The organism is Streptomyces fagopyri (genome assembly GCF_009498275.1).
Classification (GTDB): domain Bacteria; phylum Actinomycetota; class Actinomycetes; order Streptomycetales; family Streptomycetaceae; genus Streptomyces; species Streptomyces fagopyri.
The window spans coordinates 4746822-4767306 of sequence record NZ_CP045643.1 but is presented as its reverse complement, the minus strand read 5'-3'; the positions used below and the strand labels follow the sequence as shown (position 1 = coordinate 4767306).

Below are 20485 nucleotides of genomic sequence, written 5' to 3'. Positions count from 1 at the left end.
TGGGCAGCCGAAAGGCCGTACACGGACACCGTGTACGGCCTTTCTCATGACCTGGGGCCACGCTGTTCGCTCAGGGCGAACGCTCCTCCACGGCCGGGCCTCCGCTGCCCCACTGCACCAGCGGGCCGTCGAACTGCGCCGCATGCCTGGGTGGATGGGCCGCGGCCCCGAGGACGAAGGCGTCCTCCGCCCCGTCGAGGACTCCGCCCGAGGGGTCGTCGTCGCCCGTCTTGCGGACCATGTCCCGCTCGGGCATGAAGATGTCGCGCACCACCACGGCGCACAGGTACAGCGTGCCCAGGAGGTGGACGGCGATGGCGACCTGGTAGCCCTGCGAGGAGAGGCCCTTGTGGGCGTCCCCGCTGGTCGTGTACGCGAGGTACATCCAGATCCCCAGGAAGTACGCGACCTCGCACGCCTGCCAGATCAGGAAGTCCCGCCAGCGCGGCCGGGCCAGCGCCGCGAGGGGGACCAGCCACAGTACGTACTGGGGCGAGTAGACCTTGTTGGTGAGGACGAAGGCCGCGACGATCAGGAACGCGAGCTGGGCGAAGCGGGGGCGGCGCGGCGCGGTGAGCGCGAGAGCCGTCATGCCCACGCAGACGAGCACCATCAGGACCAGCGCCCAGGCGTTCGCCGTGTCGGCGGTGATCGTGATCTTGAACCAGGTCGAGAGGAACAGGAAGACCGAACCGAAGTCGACTCCCCGGTCGTGGCTGAAGCTGTAGAACTTCGCCCAGCCCTCCGGGGCGAGGTACATGACCGGAAGGTTCACGACCAGCCAGGCCCCCACGGCGCCCATCAGCGCGATCCCGAACTCGCGCCACTTGCCGGCCCGCCAGCAGAGCACGAGCAGCGGACCCATCACGAGGAACGGGTAGAACTTGGCGGCGGTGGCGAGTCCGATCAGGACGCCGAAGGCGAGAGCGCGGCCCCGCGACCACATGAGCATCGCGGCGGCCAGCAGCGCCACGGCGAGGAGGTCCCAGTTGATGGTGGCCGTGAGCGCGAAGGCGGGTGCGAGGGCGACCAGGAGGCCGTCCCAGGGGCGCCTGCGGTGGGTGCGCGCGGTGCTCACGGCGATGACCGCCGCGCACACCATGAGCATTCCCGCGTTGACCATCCAGTAGATCTGCTCCTGGTCCTGGATGCTGCCGCCGCCCGGGGTGAGCCAGGCGGCGACCTCCATGAACACACCGGTGAGCACGGGGTACTCGAGGTAGTCCATGTCGCCGGGGAGCTTGTCGAAGTACGGCACCAGACCGTCGGCGAAACCGCGCCCCTGGTAGAGGTGCGGGATGTCCGAGTAACACGCGTGCGTGTACTGGGTGCTGGCCCCGAAGAACCAGCCGCCGTCGTAACAGGGCAGCTTCTGGACCATGCCGAGGGCGAACATGGCGATCGCGACGAGCGCGACGACCCGTACGGGGGTCCACCAGGACGTCCCCAGGAGGGCCCTTCGTCCGATGGGGCCGCCGATCAGCTCACTGCCGGCCGCGGCGACCTCGTCCTCCTTGGTCGGCCGCACCGGCTCCGGCTCGCGCACGCTCGCTCGCGTCGTCTCTGCACTGGGCATGGCGCACATCCTGCCGTACGGACCTGGGAGCGCGGTGGTCGGTGACGGACGCCGCCTCCCCTCCCGGACCGCTTGTGATCAACGACACACCGGGGCCGTTCATGCGAAAGGGGGCCGACGGCGTGTGCCGTCGGCCCCCTTTCGTCAGGCTCGCGTCTGTCGCTCGGCCCGGGTGTCCCTCACTCAGCCGTTCTGGCCACGGATGAAGCCGCCGCCGTTGCCGTTGCCGCCGTTGCCGGCGGTATCGGTCGGCGAGGGACTGTCGGTGACTCCTCCGTCCGTCCCGCCGTTGCCACTGCCTCCTGCGTCCGTGCCGCCGTTGCCGTTGCACGTCCAGTCGAACTTCTTGCAGGTCTCACTCGTCGTGGGCGAGGGAGAGTTGCTGAGCGTCGGACTGGGGGTGTCGCTCGGCGTCGGACTCGGCGACGGCGTCGAAGTGGCCGACGGCGTCGGGGAGGGACTCGGGGCGGCGTTGAGGACCTCGCCGATGGGCTGCGGCGTCGGGAAATTCTCCGCCTTCTGCCCCTTGAGCGCGGTCTCCATGTAGTCGTGCCAGATCTGGGCGGGGAACGAGGCGCCGTGGATCTTCTTCTCGCCGCCCGTGCCGTACATCTCCAGGAACGTGCGGTTCTTGCTGCTCGCGTCGTCGTCCAGGCGGTACATGCCGATCGAGGTCGACAGCTGCGGGGTGTAGCCGACGAACCAGGCCGACTTGTTGCCGTCGGTGGTACCGGTCTTGCCGGCCACCTGGCGGCCGGTCAGCTGCGCGGCCGTACCGGTTCCCTTGTCCACCACGGTCTTCAGCACGTCGGTGACGTTGTCGGCGACCTCCGGACTGAAGGCCTCCTTCGACTTGGCGATCTTGTGGTGGTCGAAGACCACGCCGTCCTTGCTGCTGATCTTCTCGACCGAGTAGGGGTCACGCTGCTGTCCGCTGTCCGCGAAGGTGGCGTACGCGCCGGCCATACGGATCGCACTGGGGTCGGAGGTACCGATGGAGAACGACGGGAAGGCCGAGCTCGCCAGGCTGCTCTTGAGGATGCCCGCGTTCAACACGGACTCCTCCACCTTGTCCAGACCGACGTCCATGCCGAGCTGGACGTACGCGGAGTTGACGGACTCCCGCATCGCCTCACGCAGGTCGATCTTGTAGCTCGGCGGGTTGTACGACTCGTTGCCGTCGTTGGTCTGGAGCCACTCCTTGTTGTCCTTGTCGGTCCAGACGCTGCCGTCGTAGGTCTTGATCTTGAGCTTGTTCTTGCCGCTGTACAGGCTCTTCGGAGAGGCGATCTTGCGCTCCGACGACCCCTTGGGATCCTTGACGCCCCACTGCATGGCGGCCGCGAGGACGAACGGCTTGAACGTCGATCCCACCTGGGCACCGGTCTGGTCCGCGTTGTTGGTGAAGTGCTTGGTCGCGTCCTCACCGCCGTAGATGGCCTTGATCGCCCCCGTGGTCGGATCGACCGAGGCCCCGCCGAACTGGACGAACTTGTCCGTTTCCGGCCGCTTCTTGGGGTCGATCTTCTTGCTGCGGACTTTCTTGACGGCGTCTTCGAGGGCCTTGACCTTCGACTTGTCGAAGGTCGTGTAGATCGAGTAGCCGCCCTGCTGGAGCTGATTTTCGGTGATCTTGGTGTTGTGGACGACGTACCCCTTGGCGAGGTCGACGAGGTAGCCGATCTGGCCGCTGAGCCGGGTATTCGAACGGGGGTTCTTGGACGTGGGAAGCTCCTTGAACGTGGCCCGCTTCGCCGCGCTCAGATGCCCGTACTTGACCTCTTTGTCCAGTGTGTCCGACCACTGGGCCGTGGCCCGCTTCCTGTTGTTTTCAGGACTGGCCTCCGTATCGAGCGACTGAGCACCCGCCGGGTCGTAGTACGTCGCACCCTTGAGCATCGCCGCCAGGAAGGCGCACTGACTCTCGTCGAGCTTGATGGCGTCCTTGTCGAAGTACGCGCGTGCGGCCGCCTGGAGTCCGTAGGCTCCGCGACCGTAGTACGCGGAGTTCAGGTAGCCCTCCATGATCTTTTCCTTCTTGACCGTGGCGCCCACCTTGATCGAGACGAAGATCTCCTTGAACTTCCGGGAGATCGTCTGCGACTGGTCGTCCAGCATCGCGTTCTTGACGTACTGCTGGGTGATGGTGGAGCCACCCTGCGTCTGGCCACCCCTGGCCATGTTCAGGAAGGCACGCGCGATGCCCTTCGGGTCGACGCCACTGTCGGTCTCGAAGGTCTTGTTCTCCTGCGAGATGACGGCGTAGCGCATCGCGGCGGGGATCTGCGAGTAGTTGATGATCTGGCGGTTCGCCTCACCACCGGTGGCGACCATCTGGCTGCCGTCCGCCCAGTAGTAGACGTTGTTCTGGGCCTCGGCGGTGTGCGCCACATCAGGGACGCTCACCATGGCGTACCCGATGCCGGCCACGGCCACCAGGCTCCCGACGAAGCCGATGAACAGGCCCGACACCAGCTTCCACGAAGGCACCCAGCGGGCACCCCCCGACCTACCCGCGCGCGGGTAGTCGATGATCCGTTTCTTGACGGGCCCCGCGGGCCGGCCCCGGCCCGGCCCGTTCGGGCCGCCCGGACCACCCCGGCGGCCTCCGGGTCCGGCGGCCTCCGCGCCTCTGCGGCGTCCGCCGCCACTGCTCTTCTGTGCCGCGCGCCTGGCCTCGGCGCGGCCACCGTACGTGCGCTCCTCGTCACCCCCTGACCCACCGGAGCCGGATGGTGACTCATAGGAGTCGGAAGGTGACCCGGTGGCGCCTCGCGGTGTCGCGCGGCGGTCGGCGGACGGGCCGGGCTGGCCGCGCCGGGCCGCGGCACGTCCGCCACCCTGCTGCTGCGGCGGTTTGCGACGGTGCTCGCTCATCGAACGACTACTCCTAGGGCAGGCGCACCCTTGCGCGCCTGGAAACGGCGGCTGGTTTCCGGTCCCCCCGAAGTACGGATGCGGTCGATCACACATTCACCCGTACTGCACCGAGGACGAAGACGTCCTCAGGCGTCACTCGGTTCCCGGTGGTTTTGCATGGCGCACAGACTACGCACCGTCAAAACCCACCTAGCTCCGAAGTTCACCTCAAATCAGGCAACTTGCTTCGTATGAATCGGTGATGTGACGCCGTTCACCGTGGTCCCTCTTGTCGCAGACGCATGACCGATCTATCGTGCTGATGTATCGAGTCGATACATCAGCTCGGCATAAAGAACGTGCCGGGGAGGCCGCGACAGACGGGAGGCGACATGAGCCGGCGCTCCGGGATCCTCGAGTTCGCCGTTCTCGGCCTGCTCCGCGAGTCCCCGATGCACGGCTATGAGCTGCGCAAACGACTCAATACGTCACTCGGTGTGTTCCGGGCGTTCAGCTACGGGACGCTCTACCCCTGCCTCAAGACGCTGGTCACCAACGGCTGGTTGATCGAGGAATCGGGGAACACCCCCGAGGACGCCCTCGCCGCACCACTCGCGGGGCGTCGCGCCAAGATCGTCTACCGGTTGACGGCGGAAGGTAAGGAACACTTCGAGGAGCTGCTCTCGCAGACGGGTCCCGACGCGTACGAGGACGAACACTTCGCCGCTCGTTTCGCTTTCTTCGGGCAGACGTCACGCGACGTACGCATGCGCGTACTCGAGGGCCGCCGCAGCCGGCTCGAGGAGCGCCTGGAGAAGATGCGCGCCTCTCTGGCACGCACCCGGGAGCGCCTCGACGACTACACCCTTGAGCTCCAGCGCCACGGAATGGAGTCCGTGGAGCGCGAAGTGCGCTGGCTGAACGAGCTCATCGAAAGCGAGCGGGCGGGACGGGACGTCAAAGGTCCTGCCACCGAAGGCACCTCCCGGGGTGCCTCCGACGGTCCCGCTCCGCAGCACAGCACATCTGGAGAGACGGGCGGCCTGCCCCGGCACCGGGAAGACTCCCGACCGGATCCGTCCGACGACACCACCACGTGAGGTCCAGTCGGGGCTTCACCTCGTACACACAGGGAGCAACCGGAATGGGTTCGGTTCGCGTAGCCATCGTCGGCGTGGGCAACTGCGCCGCCTCGCTGGTTCAGGGCGTCGAGTACTACAAGGACGCCGACCCGGCGGCCAAGGTCCCCGGCCTGATGCACGTCCAGTTCGGCGAGTACCACGTGGGTGACGTCGAGTTCGTCGCCGCGTTCGACGTCGACGCGAAGAAGGTCGGCCTCGACCTCTCCGACGCCATCGGTGCCAGCGAGAACAACACCATCAAGATCTGCGACGTCCCGAACAAGGGCGTCACGGTCCAGCGTGGCCACACGCTCGACGGCCTCGGCAAGTACTACCGCATGACGATCGAGGAGTCCGCCGAGGCCCCGGTCGACGTCGTCCAGATCCTCAAGGACAAGCACGTCGACGTCCTGATCTGCTACCTGCCCGTCGGCTCCGAGGACGCGGCGAAGTTCTACGCCCAGTGCGCCATCGACGCCAAGGTCGCCTTCGTCAACGCCCTCCCGGTCTTCATCGCCGGCACCAAGGAGTGGGCGGACAAGTTCACCGAGGCCGGTGTCCCGATCGTCGGCGACGACATCAAGTCGCAGGTCGGCGCCACCATCACGCACCGTGTGATGGCGAAGCTGTTCGAGGACCGTGGTGTCCGTCTTGAGCGCACCATGCAGCTCAACGTCGGCGGCAACATGGACTTCAAGAACATGCTGGAGCGCGACCGCCTCGAGTCCAAGAAGATCTCGAAGACGCAGGCCGTCACCTCGCAGATCCCCGACCGCGACCTGGGCGAGAAGAACGTCCACATCGGCCCGTCGGACTACGTCCAGTGGCTCGACGACCGCAAGTGGGCCTACGTCCGCCTCGAGGGCCGTGCCTTCGGTGACGTCCCGCTGAACCTGGAGTACAAGCTCGAGGTCTGGGACTCCCCGAACTCGGCCGGCGTCATCATCGACGCCCTGCGCGCCGCGAAGATCGCCAAGGACCGCGGTATCGGTGGCCCGATCCTGTCCGCGTCGTCGTACTTCATGAAGTCCCCGCCGGTCCAGTACTTCGACGACGAGGCTCTCGCGAACGTCGAGAAGTTCATCAAGGGCGAGGTCGAGCGCTAGAAAGACAGGCGCCGAGCGCCGGCCGACACGGTTCGCAGTGCCCGCAGGACGCGGCACCGCGGACCGGCAAGACGCCGCGCACAGCGCCGAGGGGCTCTTCGCTCCTGCCCGTCGAGGGTCCCCGGGTCACTGATCCGGGGACCTTCCTCGTATGTGAGGCTGTGCCCCATGGCCGTCGTGCGTGACCTGCGCGTCCTCCTGCGCTTCCAGAACTTCAGACGTCTGCTCGGGATCCGCCTGCTGTCCCAGGGCGCCGACGGGGTCTACCAGGTCGCGCTCGCCACCTACGTCGTCTTCTCCCCGGAGAAACAGACCTCGGCCGCCTCCATCGCCTCGGCGATGGCCGTCCTGCTCCTCCCGTACTCCCTCATCGGCCCCTTCGCCGGCGTCCTGCTGGACCGCTGGCGACGCCGCCAGGTCTTCCTGTACGGCAACATGCTGCGGGCTGCGCTGGCGTGCGTGACGGCCGTTCTGATGCTGAGCCACGTTCCCGCCGGACTCTTCTACGCCTCCGCGCTCTGCGTCACCGCGGTCAACCGCTTCGTCCTCGCGGGACTCTCGGCCGCGCTGCCCCGCGTCGTCGACTCCGACCGGCTGGTGATCGCCAACTCGCTCTCGCCCACCGCCGGGACACTCGCCGCGACCGCGGGCGGTGGCCTCGCCTTCGCCGTGCGGCTGGTCGCCTCGGACTCGGACGCGGCGGTCGTGCTCGTCGGGGCCGCCCTCTACTTGTGCGCGGCGCTCGCCTCGCTGCGCATCTCGCCGGAACTGCTCGGCCCTGAGCAGCCCTGGGTACGGCCGAGCCTGCGCGCGGCGCTGGCCGGCACCGCGCGCGGTCTGGTGGCGGGCGTGCGCCATCTCGCCGAGCCGGCGCGACGGGAGGCCGCCTGGGCGCTCCTGGCCATGACGCTGATGCGCTTCTGCTACGGCGCCCTGACGGTCATGATGCTGATGCTCTGCCGGTACGCGTGGTCGTCCGGCTCGGACGACGGGCTCGCCCTCCTGGGGCTGGCCGTGGGTATCTCCGGGGCGGGCTTCTTCGCCGCGGCCGTGGTGACTCCATGGGCGGTGGGGCGGCTGGGCCCCGGAGGCTGGATCGTCGTGTGCGCCGGCACGGCCGCGGTCCTGGAGCCCGCTCTCGGCCTGCCCTTCACCCCGCCTCCCGTGCTGGCCGCCGCCTTCGTGCTGGGCCTGACCACACAGGGCGCGAAGATAGCCACCGACACCGTGGTGCAGTCCTCGGTCGACGACGGCTACCGAGGCCGGATCTTTTCCGTCTACGACGTCCTGTTCAACGTCGCGTTCGTCGGCGCGGCCGCAGTAGCCGCTCTCATACTGCCTTCTGACGGACGTTCAGCCCCCCTCGTGGTCACCGTGGCCCTGCTCTACGCGGCCGTTGCGGCCTCTATGGCCCGCTTTGAGCGCCGGTAAGTGTCACATCAATGACACAGAGCCTCTCCTGACTACTGCGTTGTCACAGGCTCCCGATAACTTACGTGCGTCTTATTTCGCGCCACGCGCCTACGTCCCAGGGGGGACCCTCCATGGCTACTCCGCCGCCCCACGGCCAGAACCCGTACGCCCAGCAGCCCACCGCTCCCATGGGGCAGCAGCCCGGCCAGCCGGGGGTTCCCCCGCAGCAGCCCTACGCGCCGTTTCCCAACCAGGGCGCCCCGGTGCCCCCGCCGGCGCCCGCGCCGGCGAAGCGGGGCGGCAAGAAGGCGCTGCGCATCGTCGCGCTGATACTCGTCGCCCTGGCCGTGTACGGGGTGAAGTGGTACCTCGGCCAGAGCGACGCGGAGACCGCGTCGGTGGGCAACTGCATGCACAACGACGGCACGGACTCCAAGGCCGACCTCAAGACGGTCGACTGCTCCTCGGGCGACGCGCAGTACAAGGTCGTCGAGAAGTTCGACAACACCAGCGACGACACCAAGTGCAAGGATGTCGCCGCCGCGACGATCTCCTACATCCAGTCCGGCGGTGGCCACGACGTGGTGCTCTGCCTGAAGGAGAACAAGTAGCGGCACCGGGCGTATGGGGCGAGGGGTGGTGTTTCACGTGAAACACCACCCCTCGCCACGCTCCAGCTCATGCCTGTGGGGTCATGTTTCACGTGAAACATGACCCCACAGGCATGAGCCTCAGCCCTGCTCGGCCCACCACTCCTTGAGTGCCGTCATCGCCGCATCATGTTCCATCGGGCCGTTCTCCAGTCGCAGCTCCAGCAGGAACTTGTACGCCTGGCCGATCGCCGGACCCGGGCCGATGCCCAGGATCTCCATGATCTGATTGCCGTCGAGGTCGGGCCGGATCGAGTCCAGCTCTTCCTGCTCCTGGAGCTGGGCGATGCGCTCCTCCAGGCCGTCATACGCCCGCGACAGTGCGGTCGCCTTGCGTTTGTTGCGCGTGGTGCAGTCGGAGCGGGTCAGCTTGTGCAGACGGTCGAGAAGTGGACCCCCGTCCCGCACGTAGCGACGCACCGCGGAGTCGGTCCACTCGCCGGTGCCGTACCCGTGGAACCGCAGATGGAGTTCGACCAGCCGGGAAACGTCCTTCACCAGCTCGTTCGAGTACTTGAGCTCCGACATCCGCTTCTTGGTCATCTTCGCGCCCACCATCTCGTGGTGGTGGAAGGAGACACGTCCGTCGCTCTCGAAGCGCCGGGTCCTCGGCTTGCCGATGTCATGCAGAAGCGCGGCCAGCCTCAGGGTCAGGTCGGGGCCGTTCTCCTCCAGCGCCATGGCCTGCTCCAGGACGATCAGGCTGTGATCGTAGACGTCCTTGTGCCGGTGGTGCTCGTCACTCTCCAGCCGCAGGGCGGGGAGTTCGGGCAGCACATGGGCCGAGAGGCCGGTGTCGACGAGCAGCGTCAGGCCCTTGCGCGGGTGCGCGGAGAGAACGAGCTTGTTGAGCTCGTCCCGTACCCGTTCCGCCGAGACGATCTCGATACGTCCTGCCATGTCCGTCATCGCAGCAACGACGTCCGGGGCCACCTCGAAGTCGAGCTGAGCCGCGAACCGTGCGGCCCGCATCATCCGCAGCGGATCGTCGGAGAAGGACTGCTCGGGCGTTCCCGGGGTGCGCAGCACCCTGCCGGCCAGATCGTCCCGGCCCCCGTGCGGATCGATGAACTTCTTCTCCGGCAGTGCGACGGCCATCGCGTTCACCGTGAAGTCGCGGCGGACGAGATCTTCCTCGATCGAGTCGCCGTAGGACACCTCGGGCTTGCGGGACGTCCGGTCGTACGCCTCGGAACGGTACGTCGTGATCTCGATCTGGAAGGACTGCCGTACGTCGCCCACGAGGGCGTCCTTCTGCGCGCCTACGGTGCCGAAGGCGATCCCGACCTCCCAGACCGCGTCCGCCCAGGGGCGCACGATCTTCAGTACGTCCTCGGGGCGGGCATCCGTGGTGAAGTCCAGGTCGTTGCCGAGCCGGCCGAGGAGCGCGTCCCGGACCGAGCCGCCGACGAGGGCGAGGGAGAACCCGGCCTCCTGGAATCGGAGGGCGAGGTCGTCGGCGACAGGGGACACCCGCAGCAGTTCACTCACCGCGCGGTGCTGCACCTGGCTCAGGGCACTGGGGTTGTCTTCGTTGGCGTTCGGCACAACAGAAAAGGGTACGTGGCCGGGGCACTCCGGGGCGCCTCCATAAAACGTGCACAGGCGTCCTCCCTTTTACACGGGTCTCAATACACGCACATTCGGGACAGTCGACCCAGTCTTCCGATCTTGCGGAGCACTCCGCGGCACTTCCCCTCAGCGCGCATCGTTACCATGCGTGGACGCACATTCCGACGACCACTGACGACGACGAGGGACGGGCGAGCGCGTGGCCGAGGCGGCAGACTTCCAGGGGACGAGTCCCTCACCTGCCCACCGGTGGTTGCGGCGCACCGGCGCACTGCTGGCCGGGGCGCCCCTCCTGGCCGGAGTGCTCCAGCTGCCCGCCTCTCCGGCCGCACACGCGGCGGAGACGGCCGCTGTGGCCGCCGCCAGCGGGTCGAGGACGGTCGACGTCTCCCTCGACTCCCTGAGCCCCAGCGCCCCCACGGACGGCGACACGATCACCGTCTCCGGCTCGATCACCAACAAGGGCAAGCAGACGGTCACCGACGCTCATGTGGGGCTGCGGGTGGGCTCCGCCCTCAGCGGCCGGGTCGCCATCGACGACGCCGCCGAGCGCACCGGGTTCCAGCCGGGGCTCGACCCCTTGGAGGTCGGTGGCAAGTACGTCCAGAAGTTCTCCGAGCTCCCCGCCGGCGTCTCGCAGCGGTTCAGTATCTCGGTCCCCGTCAAGGACCTCGATCTCGGCTCCGACGGCGTGTACCAGCTGGGCGTCTCCCTCTCGGGCCAGACCTCCGCGGAACCCTGGGAGCACGTGCTCGGGATCGAGCGGACGTTCCTGCCCTGGCAGCCCGAGGGCGTGGACAAGAGGACGAAGACGACGTACCTCTGGCCGCTGATCTCGACGGTCCACCTCAGGGCGGAGACCGGCTCGGACGCCCAGCAGACCCCCGTCTTCCAGAACGACGACCTGGCCAAGGAGATCGCCCCGGGAGGCCGCCTCGACCAGCTCCTGGCGCTGGGCGGCGATCTCGACGTCACCTGGGTCCTCGATCCGGACCTGCTGGCCTCGGTCGACGCCATGACCCGCAATTACCAGATCAAGGACGGCGACACCACGACGGCCGGCAAGAACCAGGCCGTCGCCAAGGAGTGGCTCGACAAGCTCGAGAAGACCGTCTCCGACAAGGAAGTGGTCGCACTCCCCTTCGCCGACCCGGACCTCGCGTCGCTGGCGCACCACGGCAAGAACGTCGGCGACTCCCTGGGTCATCTCAAGGACGCCACCGCCGTGGCCTCCGACACCGTGGACACGATCATCCACGTGAAGCCGGAGACCGACTTCGCGTGGCCCGTGGACGGCGCCATCGACCCGTCGATCGTCAAGGTCGCCACCTCCGCCGGCGCCGACAAGGTCATCACCCGCAGCGACAGCCTCCGCGAGACCGGCGGACTGACGTACACCCCCAATGCGGCCCGCCCCATCGGCGGCGGCACGACGGCGGTGGTCGCGGACGCCCGACTGTCGACCGAGTTCCAGGGCGACCTGACGAAGCCCGAGAACTCCACGTCGGCCGTTCAGGAGTTCCTGGCGCAGGCTCTCGCGCTCAACCTCCAGGAGCCGAACGACCAGCGCAGCATCGTCGTCGCGCCGCAGCGCATGCCGTCCGTGAGCCAGGCGCAGACGATGGCGACGGCGGTGAAGGCGCTCCAGAACGGAAACTGGTCCGACACCCAGGGCCTGTCCGCGGCCGCCAAGGCCAAACCGGATCCGGACGCCACGACGAGGATCCCCTCGGCGGACTCGTACCCGTCCTCCCTCAAGAAGCAGGAGCTGCAGCGGGAGGACTTCGAGACGATCCAGGAGACGCAGCGCAGCCTCGACAACTTCACGGTCATCCTCACCGACAAGTCCCGCGTCGTGACGCCGTTCGGCCGGGCCATGGACCGGGGCATGTCGACGTCCTGGCGCGGCCGTGCCACCCAGGGGAAGACCTTCCGCGACGGGGTGAAGAACTATCTCGAGGACCTCACCGGTCTCGTCAAGCTGATCAAAAAGTCCGACGCGAAGCTGTCGGGCCGCAGTGCCACGATCCCCGTGACGGTGCAGAACAACCTCGTACAGGGCGTCCACCACCTGGTACTGCGCCTCACGTCGAAGCAGCCCACCCGCCTCAAGATCGGCAACGGCGCCTACGACGAGCAGCCGATCCAGGTCTCGGGCGAGCACAGCCAGTCCGTGAAGTTCACCACCTCCGCCAAGGCCAACGGTCCGGTGACGGTGAGCGCCCAGCTGTTCACCGAGGACGGCCAGGCATACGGCCCCGACGTGCGGTTCGAGGTCAAGGTCACCGAGATCACCCCCACGGTCATGCTGGTCATCGGCGGCGGCGTGCTGCTCCTCGTACTCGCCGGATTCCGGATGTACACGCAGCGCAAGCGCGCCGCGGCCCGGCAGGCCGAGGAGGAGCGGGAGAACGCCCCGGACACCGAGGGCGGAACCGACGCCGAGGTCACGGACGGGAACGGCAAGGCCGGCGAGGACGGCCAGGACGGCGTGAACAGCCTGAACGGGGACGCCGCAGGCACCGTAGACACTGTTGAGGACACCGAGCGCTCCAAGGACGGTCCCGACGGGGAATCCACGGCGGAGCACGGGGCAGACGCCCCGGAGCACCCGAGTGACCCCGCACCGGACACCGCACCGGAAAGCACCGACCCGTCCGGCACGGGTGAGAGAGTGGACCGTTGAGCGATGTCGTGGCCGGTGGGCCCGGGGACGATGAGGTGGGGTAACCATGAACGCGCCGTACGACGGTGACCGCGGTCAGGGCGCGGGCAGCTCGGGGCACCCCGAGGGCCGCCCCGAGCAGGGCGCGGGGAACTCCGGCTACCCCGAGGGCTACCCGGAGGTGCCTCCGGCCGAGCCCGGTCAGGTGCCGCAGGGGCACTACCCGGACATGTACTTCCAGGACGCCTACGACCAGGACCCGTACGGCGGGCAGGATCTCGCCGCCCAGGATCCGGTGACCGAGGCGCTCTACGACCGTGCCGCACACCCCCCGCCGCCCGCGGGGACGTACTACCCGCAGCAGCCGCTCTACGCCCAGCCGCCCACCGCGCAGCACGCCCCCGACCCCCGTGTGTGGGCCCAGACGCCTCCGCCGGAGCCGGCGGGTCCCAGCCGGCACCTGCCGTACGGCGAGGACGCCCGCACCACCCAGTTCGTCGGCGTCGACGACCTCGTCACACAGGCCGCCGAGCAGCAGCCCGAAACCGACGCGTTCGCCCACCTCTTCCGTGACCAGCGGCAAGGCGGCGTCCGATCGTCCATGGAGGGCGCTGCACCCACGGCACCGGCACCGTCGGTGCGCCAGGGCCCGCCGGTGGCACAACCTCCCGGCCCGCTGTCCGAGCAGACGATGCAGCTCACCCCCACCACGGCGCCGCCCGCCCCCACGGCCGCCGCGAAGAAGGGCGGGCGCGCCTCTGGTCTGCTGAAGTCGAGCGCCGTCATGGCGGCCGGCACCCTGGTGTCCCGGCTCACCGGCTTCATCCGCTCCGCGCTGATCGTCTCGGCCCTGGGCCTCGGCGTACTGGGCGACTCCTTCCAGGTCGCCTACCAGCTGCCGACGATGATCTACATCCTGACCGTGGGCGGTGGCCTGAACTCCGTCTTCGTGCCGCAGCTGGTCCGCGCGATGAAGGACGACGACGACGGCGGCGAGGCCTTCGCCAACCGTCTGCTGACCCTCGTGATGGTCGCGCTCGGCCTGCTGACGGCGCTCGCGATGCTCGCCGCGCCGCTCCTGGTCCGCTTGCTGTCGAACTCCGTCGCCACCAACCCCGCGGCCAACGAGGTAGCCGTCACCTTCACCCGCTACTTCCTGCCCTCGATCTTCTTCATGGGCATCCACGTGGTGATGGGGCAGGTCCTCAACGCACGCGGCAAGTTCGGCGCGATGATGTGGACCCCGGTCCTGAACAACATCGTCATCATCGTGACGCTCGGCATGTTCATCTGGGTGTACGGCAGCGCCGCGCACTCCGGGATGACCGTCGACAACATCCCGCTGGAGGGCCAGCGGCTCCTCGGTGTCGGTGTCCTCCTCGGCCTCGTCGTCCAGGCCCTGGCGATGATCCCGTACCTGCGCGAGACCGGCTTCAGGATGCGGTTGCGTTTCGACTGGAAGGGCCACGGCCTCGGCAAGGCCGCGATGCTCGCCAAGTGGACCGTGCTCTTCGTCCTCGCCAACCAGGCGGGCGCGATGGTCGTCACCCAGCTGTCCACCGCGGCGGGCCAGCACTCCGTCAAGGGAACCGGCTTCGCCGCCTACGCCAACGCCCAGCTGATCTGGGGTCTGCCCCAGGCGATCATCACGGTCTCCCTGATGGCCGCCCTGCTGCCGCGGATCTCCCGGTCGGCGCACGAGGGCGACAGCGGCGCGGTGCGCGACGACATCTCCCAGGGGCTGCGGACGACGGCCGTGGCGATCGTGCCGATCGCCTTCGGCTTCCTCTCCCTCGGCATCCCGATGTGCACCCTGATCTTCGGGTCCTCGGGCATCGCGCCGGCCACCAACATGGGCTACATGCTGATGGCCTTCGGCCTCGGTCTCATCCCGTTCTCCGTGCAGTACGTCGTGCTCCGTGCCTTCTACGCGTACGAGGACACCCGGACCCCCTTCTACAACACGGTCATCGTGGCGGTCTTCAACGCCGTGGCCTCGGCCGTGTGCTTCTTCGTGCTCCCCGCCCGCTGGGCCGTCGTCGGCATGGCCGCCTCCTACGGCCTCGCCTACGCGATCGGCGTCGGGGTCGCCTGGAACAGGCTGCGCAAGAGGCTGGGCGGCGACCTGGACGGTGCCCGCGTCCTGCGCACCTACGCCAGGCTCGGTATCGCCTCGGTCCCGGCGGCGCTGCTCAGCGGCGCCGCCTGCTACGGAATCGCACAGACGCTGGGACAGGGGGTCGGCGGCTCCTTCGCCGCCCTGCTCGGCGGCAGCGTCGTCCTGTTCGGCGTCTTCTACGTCGCCGCGCGGAAGATGCGCATCGAAGAACTCAACTCGATGGTCGGAATGGTCCGCGGGCGCCTGGGGCGCTGAGGCGGGGGTAAGCGCACAACCATCGTCCGTCGCCGTGTGTCGTGCATAGCGCCGGACTGTGGGCACAATTGGTTTCTGCGTCGGACAGCGCGCATGGAATGGGGAGGCGGGTACGACGGTGGCGGAACGGAGCACAGCTGCCGTCGACGTGGCAGACAACAGTGGCGATGAGCCGCTGACCGCCAAGGCGGGCCAGTCCACGTCCGACGGGGTGGCCCAGGACCGGGAGCGGGAGACGGAAAGCGAAGAGGCACAGGGGAGCGGCGGGACCGAGAGTCCCGGGAAGGTCTCACCGCCGGAACTGCACAGCGGCCACAAGCTGGCCAGGAGGTACCGCCTCGAGGAGTGCGTCACCCGTCTGGACGGCTTCAGCAGTTGGCGTGCGGTGGACGAGAAGCTGCGCCGCGCCGTCGGCGTGCATCTGCTGCCCGCCGACCATCCGCGGGCCCGCTCGGTACTGGCGGCGGCCCGTTCCTCGGCCCTGCTGGGCGATCCCCGCTTCGTCCAGGTCCTCGACGCGGTCGAGGAGGACGATCTCGTCTATGTCGTCCACGAGTGGCTGCCGGACGCCACGGAGCTGACAGCGCTCCTGGCCGCGGGGCCGCTGGAGGTCCATGAGGCCTACCAGATGGTCACCCAGGTCTCCCAGGCCATGGCCGCCGCACACCGTGAGGGCCTCGCACATCTGCGGCTGACCCCGAGCGCCGTGCTGCGCACGTCCAGTGGCCAGTGGCGCATCCGCGGGCTCGCCGTGAACGCCGCGCTGCGCGGCATCAGCTCCAACACCCCCCAGCGCACGGACACCGAGGCGATCGGCGCGCTCCTGTACGCCACGCTCACCCAGCGCTGGCCCTACGAGAGCGACGCGTACGGCCTGTCCGGGCTTCCCAAGGGAGTCGGCCTGATCGCACCGGACCAGGTGCGAGCGGGCGTCCACCGCGGCCTGTCCGAGCTCGCCATGCGCGCGCTCGCCAACGACGGCGCGACGGCCTCTCGTCACGAGTCCCCCTGCACCACGCCGGAGGAGCTGGTGAAGGCGATCGCCGAGATGCCCCGCATCCGGCCGCCGGAGCCCGCGTTCACCGCACCGCCGGAGTACCAGCGCACGTCGTACCAGCAGGGCAACTACGGGCGCCCCTCGGCGCACGTCACCCAGCCGGTGTCGGCCCCGCCGCCCCCGCTGCAGAGCCGTACCGGCAAGGCCCTCAAGTGGACGGTGTCGGCGCTCCTCATCGCCGCCCTGGGCCTCGGCAGCTGGCAGCTCGCGGACGCGCTGATGGACCGCGGCAAGTCCGACGACACCCAGCCGACACGCACGACGGACGGCAACGACAAGAACAGCGAGAAGACCAAGCCGGTCAAGCCGATCACCATCAAGGCCGCCCAGGAGTACGTCGCCAAGGGCTCCCCCCAGGCGGCCGGAGACGTGGGCAAGACGTACGACGGGGACAGCTCGACGTTCTGGCGGAGCAAGAGCTTCGTGGACGGTCCGAACATGAATCCGGCCTACAAGCCCGGCGTCGGCGTCGCCTACGACCTCGGCTCGCCGCAGACCCTCACGGCGGCTTCCATAGGGCTCCGGTACCCCGGTGACCACACCACGATCGGTCTTTACGCGACCGACTCGACGAGTTCCTCGACCCCGGTGGATTCGATGACGAGGATCGGGACCATCACCACGACCGGCACTACCGCCAAGATCACGGTCACCAAGAAGGTCAAGACGCAGTACGTACTGCTCTGGATCACGGCGATGCCCTACGCGTCCGGAGACCAGTACAGCAACGCCGGCTACAAGCAGGCCATCACCGACGTGAAGTTCACCGGCTGACGCTCACGCAAAGGGGGAGGGGGTCCGATGGCCGATGAAGCCGCGTACGCCGATGCCAGCGACCAGGACCTCCTCACCCGTCACGTCGACGGCGACCCGGAGGCCTTCGGTGAGCTTGTACGGCGTCACCGTGACCGGCTCTGGGCGGTGGCCCTGCGGACGCTGGGAGACCGTGAGGAGGCCGCTGACGCCGTACAGGACGCACTGGTCTCCGCATACCGGGCCGCCCACACCTTCCGTGGCCAGTCGGCCGTCACGACCTGGCTGCACCGCATCACCGTGAACGCCTGTCTGGACCGCGCCCGCAAGGCCGCCTCCAGGAAGACCTCCCCCGTCGACGACGCCGAACGTCTTGAACAACTCCTCGAACCGCACGAGTCCGCCTCCGCTCCGGCCGAGCGCAACGATCTGCACCGTGAACTAGTGACGGCCCTGGGCACCCTGCCGGCCGATCAGCGCGCCGCCCTCGTTCTCGTGGACATGCAGGGCTACCCCGTGGCAGAGGCGGCGACCATCCTCGACGTGCCCGTCGGCACGGTGAAGAGCCGCTGCGCCCGGGGCCGAGCCAGACTGCTCCCCCTGCTCACCCACCTCCGCCCGGAGAACGGGAGAAGCAGGCGCGCAGCGGGCGCCAACAAATCGGAGGACGGAAGGAACCGGACGCAGGGGGCATCCGTCCCACCGGCAGCGGGACCGCACGATGCGGGTCCCCACGACGCAGGGCCAAGCGATTCAGCTGCTGTGAAGGGCGGAGGTGGGCGAGCGTGACATCCACGACGGATACGGCCGGGCACCCGGATGTCGCGGAGATCTCCGACCTCACCGAAGGTCTGCTCCCGCCCTCCCGAACCGCGGACGTTCGACGGCATCTGGACGACTGTGCGCTCTGCGCGGACGTGTACGACTCCCTGGAGGAGATCCGTGGGCTGCTCGGTACCCTTCCGGGACCGACGCGGATGCCCGACGACGTGGCCGGCCGCATCGATGCCGCATTGGCCGCGGAGGCGCTGCTGAGTACCGCAGCCCCCACACACGCATCCGGGGCGGACGAGCGGCTCGCTGTTTCACGTGAAACATCGGTCACCGATGCACGTGAAACATCAGGCACCGGTGTCTCCAGTGCCCAGACCGCCCCCGGTTCGGCCCCCTCCGTGAGCCGACCCTCCGGACACTCCCACGCGGCCACCGGTCCAGGCCGGTCGCGTCGAGGAGGTCCAGGACGCCGCAAGGTGGCCCTCATCGGCACGGCGTTCACGGCCGCCGCTCTGGGGCTGGGCGCGATCTTCTTCCAGACGCTCGGCGATGACGGCTCGAGCAAAAGCCCTCAGACGGCCACGCAGCAGGGACCGAAGGACACCTACTCCGAAGGAACGCTGCAGAACCGGGTCTCCGACCTCCTCGCGAAGAACAAGAAGGGCAGCGACCGCTCCGGCGGTTCGAAGTATCCGTGGGGAGTCCAGTCCAACGGCGTGGAGAGCGGGTCCGGCGGCGTGGACACCTTGATCACGCCTGCGGTGCAGATCCCGGACTGTGTGCAGCAGGGGACCGGAAGCACCGGGGCCGTCCTCGCCGCGGAGAAGGGCACCTACAAGGGAACGAGTGTCTATCTCGTCGTGCTGCCGGACACCTCGGACAGTACGAAGGTGACGGCGTACATCGTCGACGCGGCCTGCGAGAAACCGGGGGGAACATCCCCCGGCAAGCTCCTGCTGACTCACTCGTACACCCGCTCCTGACCGCGTACCCACAGAGTCGCCCCTTCCCCAGGAACCCCGTGGGATCTCTGTGCGGTGTCCTATCTCCGTGTGCCCGGACACAGCGGGAATGCGCGCCCCTTAGGATCCGTTGGATGGGTGAGAGTTCTGAGAGAGGCTCCCACCGGCAGTACGTAGCAGTCTCCAGAGACGAGGAATGAAGCCGTGAGCGACGTCCGTAACGTGATCATCATCGGGTCCGGGCCTGCCGGCTACACGGCAGCGCTCTACACCGCGCGCGCGTCGCTGAAGCCGCTGGTCTTCGAGGGCGCCGTCACCGCCGGTGGCGCACTGATGAACACCACCGAGGTGGAGAACTTCCCCGGCTTCCAGGACGGCATCATGGGCCCCGAGCTCATGGACAACATGCGCGGCCAGGCGGAGCGCTTCGGCGCCGAGCTGGTGCCGGACGACGTCGTCGCCGTCGATCTGTCCGGAGAGATCAAGACCGTCACGGACACCGCCGGCACCGTGCACCGCGCCAAGGCAGTCATCGTCACCACGGGCTCGCAGCACCGCAAGCTGGGCCTGCCCCGCGAGGACGCCCTCTCCGGACGCGGCGTCTCCTGGTGTGCCACCTGTGACGGCTTCTTCTTCAAGGACCAGGACATCGCCGTGATCGGCGGCGGTGACACCGCGATGGAAGAGGCCACCTTCCTCTCCCGCTTCGCCAAGTCCGTGACGATCGTCCACCGTCGCGACAGCCTGCGCGCCTCCAAGGCCATGCAGGAGCGGGCCTTCGCCGACCCGAAGATCAAGTTCGTCTGGGACAGCGAAGTCGCCGAGATCGAGGGTGACCCCAAGCTCGCCGGACTGAAGCTGCGGAACCTGAAGACGGGCGAGATCTCCGATCTGCCGGTGACCGGTCTCTTCATCGCGATCGGCCACGACCCGCGCACCGAGCTCTTCAAGGGCCAGCTCAACCTGGACGACGAGGGCTACCTCAAGGTCGAAGCGCCCTCGACCCGCACGAACCTCACCGGTGTCTTCGGCGCCGGCGACGTTGTCGACCACACGTACCGCCAGGCCATCACCGCGGCCGGCACCGGCTGCTCCGCCGCCCTCGACGCCGAGCGCTACCTCGCTGCCCTCGCGGACAGCGAGACCGCCGCGGCTGCCACCGTCTGACCCCCGTCCGCCCCACCGCACCAACGAGTTAAGGAGCCCGCCGTGGCCGGCACCCTCAAGAACGTGACCGACGATTCCTTCGAGCAGGACGTCCTCAAGAGCGACAAGCCCGTCCTGGTGGACTTCTGGGCCGCCTGGTGCGGTCCGTGCCGCCAGATCGCGCCGTCCCTCGAGGCGATCGCCGCCGAGTACGGCGACAAGATCGAGATCGTCAAGCTCAACATCGACGAGAACCCGGGTACAGCCGCCAAGTACGGCGTCATGTCCATCCCGACGCTGAACGTCTACCAGGGTGGCGAGGTCGCCAAGACCATCGTGGGTGCCAAGCCGAAGGCCGCGATCGTTCGGGACCTTGAGGACTTCATCGCCTAGTAGTCGATGAGCAGCCGCGCACCTGCGGCGTATGTTTCACGTGAAACACGAATGGGCCGGCCCA

14 protein-coding genes are annotated in these 20485 nt (G+C 68.3%); 11 read left to right on the top strand and 3 right to left on the bottom strand.

Annotation, left to right across the window (positions count from 1 at the left end; genetic code table 11):
• Window positions 1–70 precede the first annotated feature (70 nt).
• Window positions 71–1576, bottom strand: coding sequence for a glycosyltransferase family 87 protein (locus tag GFH48_RS20470; protein ID WP_153289640.1), 1506 nt, complete (start codon window positions 1574–1576; stop codon window positions 71–73).
• Window positions 1577–1759: 183 nt separating this feature from the next.
• Window positions 1760–4453 carry a transglycosylase domain-containing protein gene (locus GFH48_RS20465; RefSeq protein ID WP_153289639.1) on the bottom strand — a complete coding sequence of 898 codons (2694 nt, stop codon included), beginning with the start codon at window positions 4451–4453 and terminating at the stop codon, window positions 1760–1762.
• A 374-nt stretch (window positions 4454–4827) separates the two neighbouring features.
• Between GFH48_RS20465 and GFH48_RS20460 the strand changes: the two genes are divergently transcribed.
• The 4 genes from GFH48_RS20460 (at window position 4828) to GFH48_RS20445 (ending at window position 8686) form a co-directional block, all read left to right on the top strand.
• Window positions 4828–5535 (top strand): PadR family transcriptional regulator, encoded by a 708-nt coding sequence (locus GFH48_RS20460; RefSeq protein ID WP_153289638.1) that lies wholly within the window; start codon window positions 4828–4830, stop codon window positions 5533–5535.
• Window positions 5536–5579: 44 nt separating this feature from the next.
• Window positions 5580–6662, top strand: coding sequence for an inositol-3-phosphate synthase (locus GFH48_RS20455; RefSeq protein WP_153289637.1), 1083 nt, complete (start codon window positions 5580–5582; stop codon window positions 6660–6662).
• A gap of 168 nt (window positions 6663–6830) precedes the next feature.
• Complete coding sequence (locus tag GFH48_RS20450) at window positions 6831–8093, top strand: MFS transporter (protein WP_153289636.1); 1263 nt, start codon at window positions 6831–6833, stop codon at window positions 8091–8093.
• A gap of 113 nt (window positions 8094–8206) precedes the next feature.
• The gene (locus tag GFH48_RS20445; RefSeq protein ID WP_153289635.1) at window positions 8207–8686 is read left to right on the top strand and encodes an LppU/SCO3897 family protein; all 480 of its coding nucleotides are present in this window, start codon (window positions 8207–8209) and stop codon (window positions 8684–8686) included.
• A gap of 120 nt (window positions 8687–8806) precedes the next feature.
• Here the strand turns inward: GFH48_RS20445 and GFH48_RS20440 are convergent, their stop codons facing one another.
• Complete coding sequence (locus tag GFH48_RS20440) at window positions 8807–10273, bottom strand: CCA tRNA nucleotidyltransferase (RefSeq protein WP_153289634.1); 1467 nt, start codon at window positions 10271–10273, stop codon at window positions 8807–8809.
• A 223-nt stretch (window positions 10274–10496) separates the two neighbouring features.
• Between GFH48_RS20440 and GFH48_RS20435 the strand changes: the two genes are divergently transcribed.
• The 7 genes from GFH48_RS20435 (at window position 10497) to trxA (ending at window position 20421) form a co-directional block, all read left to right on the top strand.
• Window positions 10497–12983: a DUF6049 family protein gene (locus GFH48_RS20435; RefSeq protein ID WP_153289633.1), complete on the top strand. Its 2487-nt coding sequence runs from the start codon at window positions 10497–10499 to the stop codon at window positions 12981–12983.
• Between the two features lie 46 nt (window positions 12984–13029).
• A complete protein-coding gene (gene murJ, locus GFH48_RS20430) occupies window positions 13030–15336 on the top strand; it encodes a murein biosynthesis integral membrane protein MurJ (RefSeq protein ID WP_153289632.1) in 2307 nt (768 codons plus the stop codon).
• 118 nt (window positions 15337–15454) lie between these two features.
• Window positions 15455–17167 (top strand): protein kinase family protein, encoded by a 1713-nt coding sequence (locus GFH48_RS20425; RefSeq protein WP_153289631.1) that lies wholly within the window; start codon window positions 15455–15457, stop codon window positions 17165–17167.
• A 27-nt stretch (window positions 17168–17194) separates the two neighbouring features.
• Entirely contained in the window at window positions 17195–17935 is a 741-nt protein-coding gene (sigM, locus tag GFH48_RS20420; protein ID WP_153289630.1) for an RNA polymerase sigma factor SigM, read from the top strand.
• A 461-nt stretch (window positions 17936–18396) separates the two neighbouring features.
• Complete coding sequence (locus GFH48_RS39920) at window positions 18397–18903, top strand: hypothetical protein (protein ID WP_322746996.1); 507 nt, start codon at window positions 18397–18399, stop codon at window positions 18901–18903.
• A 183-nt stretch (window positions 18904–19086) separates the two neighbouring features.
• A complete protein-coding gene (gene trxB / locus GFH48_RS20410; protein ID WP_153289628.1) occupies window positions 19087–20049 on the top strand; it encodes a thioredoxin-disulfide reductase in 963 nt (320 codons plus the stop codon).
• Window positions 20050–20091: 42 nt separating this feature from the next.
• Window positions 20092–20421, top strand: coding sequence for a thioredoxin (gene trxA, locus GFH48_RS20405; RefSeq protein WP_153289627.1), 330 nt, complete (start codon window positions 20092–20094; stop codon window positions 20419–20421).
• Window positions 20422–20485 lie beyond the last annotated feature (64 nt).